The following is a 7,977-nucleotide window of genomic DNA, read 5'->3' on the forward strand; positions in this document are numbered from 1 at the left end:
ACGGATGTTAACAATGCAGGTGGGTCAGTTTTAGATGATCATAACCCACCCAAGTGGGTCACTTTTGCATGCCGATTCACACATACTTGATCGCATCGAAGTCATTGGCGTCGACTCGGACGCCAATCCATTAATTTACGACATGCGCCAGCAAGTGAAGCGATCAGTTGAAGCGCTTGAGGAGCGCAAGCGGGAGCATGAGGAAGGCTCTGAAGACGAAGCGGATTGGACGCATATTGTGACGCAAAGGAAGGAGGAAGTTTCGGATCCTACTCCGCGCGCCACGACGCGCTCGGTGTTCGACGATGTCGACCAATAGTCATGATGATAGCGATCAGTTGATGTCATACCAGTTAGAACCGCCCTCGACCGCTAGCACGGACACAAGGCGTCCCCTACAAGCCGCTGCCGCCGCTCAAGCGGGATTCGACTATCGGTAATCTCGTCCTTTTTGACGGGGGGGATTACCGAAGGTCGATGACCTGCTGCCGTGGAAATGGCGCGCGTAGCAGTCAGGCCGGACGCTTACGTCTTACCCATTTAGCGATCGCGAGAGAAAAATCGATGCCCGCCAAAGTCAAGCGGTGCGAGCGCCCGCTTCTGACACGCAGGCCTGCCGTCTCCGACGAGCGAAATGGTGGACGAAGCGGACGTGGTCCTCAGGATCATCGGACGGTAGGTATAGGCCCTGACTGACATGAGGCGATTATTCTTGATGTTGAATGGCGATTTCCCATGTCAACGCCATGTCAACGAGCGTACGTCATATTTCGAAGGGCGGTGACGGTGAATGCAGGTCAATGTCAGTCAGTTTCAGGGTGGAAAATTTGTGAAATCAAAGGCTTATCGGATAAACTATTGATTTCGTTAAGCTATTGGAATCGTTGAAATTTCGGCTCATAACCTGAAGGCCGCAGGTTCAAATCCTGCCCCCGCAACCAAATTAATACGCCAAATCAAACACTTAAGGCGGTGGTATTATTATACCATCGGCCTTTTGGCGTTTTACGTCAACACCACGTCAACAAATCACCAGTCCCCCTATGACGCGTTGGTTTCAGCCTCGAAAACCGCGCTTGGCGCAGATGAACGGCGACCGGAATTCATTATTTTTCAATTCCGGCCACAGCATAGCTTGTACTTGCGGCCTGATCCGCAAGGGCAGGGATCGTTCCGCCCGGGGCGGGGAGCGGCCCTGTGAGGCATACCAGGAAGATTGGCAGTAAGCGTTCCAACCAGTTCGGGGCGCGATTGGTGCAGGATCGTCACGACACAGTTCGGGATTAGGTCCGGCGCTTCGAGATCGATTTCGTCGATCTCGTCATCTGTAAACTTGCTATTGCCTGTGTAAATGTCCTGTAGCGCCATCATGAAGATCATCGTGGCTCGAGTTTCGTCATCGGCCAGGTTGAGCAGGTTTTCCCAAGCCTCCGGACGCAAACGCATCGCACGAGTGAAGCCGTCCACCCAGGGCTCCCAGAGGGTTTCGTCACTGTTCGGATCCACTTCGTAGATCGGCTCGATCCAGAGCGACCGTGTGATTGTTTCCGCCACGGAATTGTAATGCGCCATCACCGCGCCGATCGTTTCTTCCGCCGCCTTTTGATCCGCGAATTTCGCGTCGCCAGTTTCGCCCCACACCTCCGGGAGCCATTCCGACGGTGAAATCATCTCGGGGCAAGCCAGCACGCCGGTCACATAACCGTCGAGTTCGCTAAGCGTCATGGGCATATTATCGACGGGCAGCGCGAACAGGAGTTCGTTCAGGCGATCCAGCCGTTTTTCCTCTGTGGTCATGATCCACCCTTTCTGTGTGCTGCCGTGATAATCAACGCGCGTATGAGGGTGAAGCCTTGGACAGACGCATCACCAGTCACGCCAGCCACTCATCCAGCTTCGACCAGCGCCGACGGCCTGATACATTCTTCACCGCGATCGCTACGGCCTTCTTCTGACCAACCAGCACGACGAGCTTCTTGCCCCGGGTAACGCCGGTGTAGATCAAGTTGCGCTGCAGCATCGCGTAGTGCTGGGTCATGACAGGGATGACCACGACCGGGTATTCCGAGCCCTGGCTCTTGTGGATTGTCGCTGCATAGGCGGGCACCAGCGTGTCGAGTTCGCCAAACAGGAATGTCACAGTGCGGCCGTCGAAGTTCACGGCCACCTCGCCGTCATCGAGGTCGAGGTCCTCAATCATGCCGATGTCCCCGTTGTAGACGTCCTTGTCGTAATCGTTCTCGATCTGCATGACCTTGTCGCCCGGCGCAAAGGTCCAGCCGAAGCGCTCGACCTTCTTTTCCCCGGCAGGGTTCAGAGCGGCCTGCAGCTCGATATTGAGGGAACGCGCGCCTACGCCGCCGCGGTTCATCGGGCAGAGGACCTGGATGTCTTTGATTGGATCAAAGCCGAAACGCTGGTGGATGCGCTTGGCGACCAGTTCGACGATGCGTGGTACGGCTTGCTCGGGGTCTGCAGCAGGCACGAAATAGAAATCCGCTTCCCCATCGGGTTTGCCAAGATCGGGCAAGCGGCCCGCATTGATGGAATGCGCCGTGGTGATGATCTTGCTCTGGGCCGCCTGCCGGAACACCTCGGTCAGACGCACCACCGGCACCGCGCCGGAGCCGATGATGTCCGCCAGCACTTGGCCTGGGCCCACAGATGGGAGTTGGTCGATATCGCCGACAATCAGCAGCGCCGCGGTGCTGGGTACAGCTTTCAGGAGCGACTGCATCAGCAGCACATCGACCATCGAGCTTTCGTCCACGACTAGCAAGTCGCAGTCGAGCGGGTTTTCCTCGTTGCGTTTGAATCCGAAGACCTTCGGGTCGAATTCCAGAAGCCGGTGGATGGTCTTGGCCTCCATCCCGGTGGCCTCGGTCATGCGCTTTGCCGCGCGACCCGTCGGCGCGCAGAGCAGCAGCTTCACAGCCTTGGCTGCCAGTATGCGCAGGATCGAGTTCACGATCGTGGTCTTGCCTACGCCGGGGCCGCCGGTGATCACCATGAGCTTTGAGCGCAGTGCTAGCCGGATCGCCTCGGCCTGGCTTTCAGCAAGGGTAAGGCCCGTCTTCTGCTCGATCCAGGGCAGCGCCTTGTCTGTGTCGATCTCCGGCCAGGGCAGGGCGCCCGCGCGGATGCGCTTTACATGCTCGGAGATAGCGCGTTCGGCGTGATAAAGCCCGGTTAGGAAGATGCAGTCCATGTCGGCCACGCGATCGGCCGTTACGGTCGCTTCGGCTAGTTCTTCTTCCAAGGCGCTGTCGATCAAGGGGGCAGGGACATCGAGCAGCTTGCCAGCCAGTCCGATCAATTCGGCTCGCGGAAGTCCACAATGGCCATCGCCCATCGCCTCAGTCAGGGCGAAGGAAATCCCCGCGCGCACGCGGATCATCGCGGTTTTCTCGATCCCGAGTTTCTCGGCGATCATGTCCGCCGTCCGAAACCCGATGCCGCGGATGTCTTTGGCCAGCCGATAAGGGTTCTCGCTCATGACCTGCACAGCATCCGTGCCATAGGTCTTGAAGATCCGCACCGCGCGCGCCGTGCCCACCCCGTGCTGGTGCAGGAAGACCATGATCTCGCGGATCACCTTCTGATCCGCCCACCCGGTCGTGATCTTGGCTGCGCGCATCGGACCGATACCGGTGACTTCGCGCAGCCGCTCGGGCGCGGCCTCGATGATGTCGAAGACATCCTTGCCGAAGGCTTTGACGAGCCGCTTGGCATAGACTGGCCCGATCCCACGGATCATGCCAGAGCCGAGGTATTTTTCGATTCCGTCAGTCGTCGACGGCGCATGGGTTTTCAGGAAGTGTGCCTTGAACTGCAGGCCATGGTTGCGGTCGTTTAACCAGACCCCGGACGCTGTGATCCATTCGCCCGCTGAGATCATCGCGGCATGGCCTACGGTGGTCACCAGATCCCGGTGACCCCGCGCTTTTACCCGAAGCACGCAGAAGCCGTTCTCGGAATTGTGGAATGTCACCCGTTCCACAAGACCCGCGAGGACTTCAGTTGTGCTCTCGGCGGGTGGCTTCATGGCAGGCGCTGCCCCTGCCGCCAGTCCCATGGCATCACGAATTGCCCGGCCCAGATATTGCGCCCAGCGCGGCGGGCTTGATCTTCTGCTCCGATGTAATCCCGCGCGTACCGCCTGTAGGCGACGGCCCAACCTTCGTTGACGAGCCAGAGGTTCAGGTCCTGATTGTCTTGGGTGCAGACAGCGATTGCACGATCGTAACGGTCAACATCGCGCACCGCGCAGTTCACCGAACGGCGACCGATCCGGTCGGACAGAGCGAGCGCTGCTTGCTGCCCACAGCGCCACTGCTGTCCAGAGGGATTTGTGCAGAGCTGTCTGCTTTCTGGCGCATCTATTCCGTGCAAACGGATTCTGACGCCGCGGATTTCAAGAGTGTCAGCGTCAATCACGCTGGCCACACCGACCAGATCGTTTGCCGCGACCGGAGCTGCCGAAAGAAAAGCGGCTAGGAGCAGGATCAGTCGCAGCACAGCCATCAAACCCTCAGAAGGTCCAGCAAAGGGTCGAAGGCATAGAGCGCGGCCCTGCGGCCGGCTGCGGGCTGCAGGGTTCTTAGAAGACCCGCATCGACAAGCCTTCGGGACAGCAGGCGCGCGGAGGTCGCTGGAATGCCCGATCTTTCGACAAATCGATCATTGCGAAATACCGGGCTCGCGAACACGAAATCCAGTGCCTGATCATGAAATTGTGAGTTTAGCACCTCGCGGAAGCGCTCCCGCATTTCGCTGTGCAGCTTGAAGATCGCATCGGCCGTCTGGATATTCACCGTGGCCTGCTCATGCATGGCCAGCAGGAAGAATATCACCCAACCAGTCCAGTCGCCCTCTGCAGACACGGCCCGCATCCGCTCGATATATTCGTCTTTATGGGTTTCGAAGTAGCCCGAGACAAAGAAGTTGGGCTGGCTGAGCACACCTAGTCGCCAGAGCATTAGCGTGATCAGCATGCGGCCGATCCGGCCATTGCCATCCTCGAACGGGTGAAGCGCTTCGAATTCCACATGGGCGAGCGCCGTGCGGATGAGAGGACGCGTCTCGCTGGTGTTGATGAACTGGACCAAAGCCGCCATCGCAGGTTCAAGCTGCTCTGGAGCAATTGGGACGTAGTAAATCTTTCCGCGGCGCTCATCCCCGACGTAGTTCTGCTCGATTTTATAGCTGCCTGGACGCTTTGTAGCGCCACGTCCGGCGGAGAGCAGTTGTTGGTGCGCAGACCGGATCAGGTGTTCCCCAAGCGGCATGCCCTCGGCAAGGGCATCTTGCGCACTTCGGAGGGCGCGCGAATAGAGGTAAGTTTCAATGTCGTCGTGGCGTGCGTCGCGATAGAGATCCGTGCTTCCGGAATCTTCCTCTGCTTCCAGGCGATAGAGGTCCTCAATCGTCGAGATCGTGCCCTCCATCCGCGACGAGGTCACCGCGTCCTGGCGGCGCAACGGAGCGAGGAACAGCTCGCCATTTACCATGCCCGATATCTTGGCGTCATAGCGTGCTAGCGAAGCCGCAGCCTCTTCCAGCGGGCCAAGCAGCCGTTCATAATCCAGTGACTTGGGCGGAAAAGCATCCTCATGGTAGCGCACTGCATCTGCAAGATTGTAGGTTTTGGTGACCATTTCCTAACCCAAACTGTCGTCAACGCTGTTTGATGGCACCCTAGTCACATCAAGCCCTTTTGGCAACGGAATATGGCCGAATATTGCCGCCAACAGCCTTTGACCCTCGTTGGCTGCCATCAAAGCTTCTTGTCGACAAGAAAGTAGGGCGATTGGTTGCCAACCAGCCTGCTGATCGGCATGGGCCTGCTGCGACTTTGGAAGGTAATGGTCGTGTCGGCCACGCGGTGCCTCAAGATGGATTCCCCTCACATTAGGGTGTAGGGAAGCATCATGGATTTTGTCTTTTACGATCTGGAAACCACGGGAATATCACCCGAGTTCGACCAGCCGCTGCAGTTCGCTGCGATCTGGACGGATGAGAATTTCGTGGAAAAGGATCGGGTTAATATCCGCTGCCGGCTAGCCCCGCACATCCTGCCGTCACCACAGGCGTTGGTCGTCACGCGCGTTACCCCTGATCAGCTGACAGACCCGAATCTGCCATCGCTGTTCGAGTTCTCACAGCAGGTGGCTGAGTTCACCGAGCGATGGGCCCCTGCCATCTGGGTGGGCTACAACACGATGAAGTTCGACGAGGAGGTCCTGCGACAGACTTTCTACCAGAACCTTTCACCGAACATCTACGCCACGCAGTCCAATGGAAACACGCGCTTTGATATTCTGCCGGCAGTCTATGCCGCTTATGGTCGGGAGCCCGATCTGCTGGTCTGGCCGACCGACGACACGGGCAGGCGGAGCTTTAAGTTGGATCGATTGGCGCCAGCCAACGGGTTCAACGCGCACAACTCACATGATGCCTTGGGAGATGTCGAAGCGACCATCCATATCGCGCGCCTGATTTCGACGCGACGCCCAGCGCTTTGGTCTGAGTTGCTAGATAACGCGCATAAAGCGCGTGTGCAGGCAAAGCTTGAAAGCTTCCGCCCTTATGAGCTGGTCACCCGTTTTGGTGGTGGTGAGCCTCGATCCTACGTTGGCTGTTTCTGCGGATACTCCCAAGGGAACAGCGCGCAGGCGGCATTTTTCGATCTGGATACTGCTGACCCGTCTGATTTCCTAGAGTCCTCAGACGACGCGATCTTCGCCGCCGTGGATGCCACGCCGAAAATCATCAGAGGCGTGTCCACAAATAAAGCGCCCGCGCTGCTCGAACACGCAGCGCCCAGCGCAGAACATCTGCGCCGGGCGGCGGTCATCGCCAACGCGACTGAGTTTCGTCAGCGCGTAGGTGCGGCAATGGCGGCTCGGTTTGTTGAAGATCCGGACGTCCCGCCCAAGCCGGTTGAGCGTCAGATTTACGGGGAATTTTATTCCAACGCGGACAAGCAGCTTCTTCAAGAATTTAAGCATGCGACCTGGTCGCGACGCCAGGAAATCGTGTTGAGCCTTCGGGATTCACGCCTACAGCAACTTGGGCGTCGACTGGTGGCATTTTACAGCCCTGAGCTGTTGAATGCCAAAGAGGCGGAGCTGTTCAAAAGTTATCTGCGTGAAAAGTGGTCTGCGCCAGATGTGCCGGAGACCGAATGGATGACCTTCGAAAAAGGGGAGGTTGCACTGCGTGATTTGCGTGCTGCCGGTGCTGCAGAGCCCAATGAGCTTGACGCGATTGCGGCATTTTTATGGGCGCGGTGCGCACGTGATGCGTAGGAACCCCAACCTACACTTGCCGTTATTTGGAGCGCTTTATCTCGCCTTGGTTGACTGGCGGAAAAGGAAAATTTCACCGTGGGGATGCCGCATCTGTGGAGAGGCGAAGGGGGCAACTTAATGTGGATAAGTTTCGGTAGCTTTGCACTGGCAGCATCTGGCGTGTTGGGCGGGGAGCCAACCTTCACCGCATCTTGGACGAATGGCCGCTATGCGCAGGAAGCGGAGTTTGCAAACTTGACCGATTAACGCAACCAGGTGAGGTTTTCTGCTGCGGCGCAATCCGCCGATCCTGCCGTTCGCTGCGACTGCGAGGTTCTGAAACTGGTGAACTCACACAGTATGGACCGAGCGGCTATTCACCGCCAAGGCTGTTTTCGGTTCGGTGTACGAGGATGCCTTTTTCTGGACCGACGAAGGCCATGGCTCCGACGATGCCATCCACTTCTATGCGTTCGAATGGATCGACCAGCCGGATGGTGTGGACACGAAGCGGCTTATGAATAACACTCCTCTAACGGGTGAGAATGACATTACAGCCAGGCAAAGGGTATTCGGAGGTATCGAGGGATTATGGGGAAAAACAGGTCCCTTCGCGATTTGTGTGGGTTAAGGCGCACTGGCCTGTTCAGGGTCGCACCAGATGTTGTTGTCACGACGTGAGGCG

6 protein-coding genes are annotated in these 7,977 nt (G+C 57.8%); 2 read left to right on the forward strand and 4 right to left on the reverse strand.

Going from position 1 to position 7,977, the window contains the following annotated elements:
• Window positions 1-34: 34 nt before the first annotated feature.
• The gene (locus tag ACFTOW_RS14205) at window positions 35-319 is read left to right on the forward strand and encodes a hypothetical protein (protein ID WP_379916813.1); all 285 of its coding nucleotides are present in this window, start codon (window positions 35-37) and stop codon (window positions 317-319) included.
• A 794-nt stretch (window positions 320-1,113) separates the two neighbouring features.
• On the opposite strand, the gene ACFTOW_RS14210 is transcribed toward ACFTOW_RS14205, so the two are convergent.
• The 4 genes from ACFTOW_RS14210 to ACFTOW_RS14225 form a co-directional block, all read right to left on the reverse strand.
• A complete protein-coding gene (locus ACFTOW_RS14210; protein WP_379916815.1) occupies window positions 1,114-1,797 on the reverse strand; it encodes a UPF0149 family protein in 684 nt (227 codons plus the stop codon).
• A 76-nt stretch (window positions 1,798-1,873) separates the two neighbouring features.
• Window positions 1,874-4,045 carry an SF1B family DNA helicase RecD2 gene (gene recD2, locus ACFTOW_RS14215; protein ID WP_379916817.1) on the reverse strand — a complete coding sequence of 724 codons (2,172 nt, stop codon included), beginning with the start codon at window positions 4,043-4,045 and terminating at the stop codon, window positions 1,874-1,876.
• On the reverse strand, window positions 4,042-4,524 hold the full coding sequence (locus tag ACFTOW_RS14220; protein WP_379916819.1) for a thermonuclease family protein: 483 nt from the start codon (window positions 4,522-4,524) through the stop codon (window positions 4,042-4,044). Before ACFTOW_RS14220 ends, recD2 begins: the two co-directional genes overlap by 4 nt.
• On the reverse strand, window positions 4,524-5,657 hold the full coding sequence (locus ACFTOW_RS14225; RefSeq protein WP_379916821.1) for a Fic family protein: 1,134 nt from the start codon (window positions 5,655-5,657) through the stop codon (window positions 4,524-4,526). The genes ACFTOW_RS14220 and ACFTOW_RS14225 overlap by 1 nt, the downstream gene beginning before the upstream one ends.
• 273 nt (window positions 5,658-5,930) lie before the next feature.
• Between ACFTOW_RS14225 and ACFTOW_RS14230 the strand changes: the two genes are divergently transcribed.
• Complete coding sequence (locus tag ACFTOW_RS14230) at window positions 5,931-7,310, forward strand: exonuclease domain-containing protein (RefSeq protein ID WP_379916823.1); 1,380 nt, start codon at window positions 5,931-5,933, stop codon at window positions 7,308-7,310.
• The last annotated feature ends 667 nt before the right edge of the window (window positions 7,311-7,977 follow it).

This window comes from Lacimonas salitolerans, from assembly GCF_042677865.1.
Classification (GTDB): Bacteria; Pseudomonadota; Alphaproteobacteria; order Rhodobacterales; family Rhodobacteraceae; genus Lutimaribacter; species Lutimaribacter salitolerans.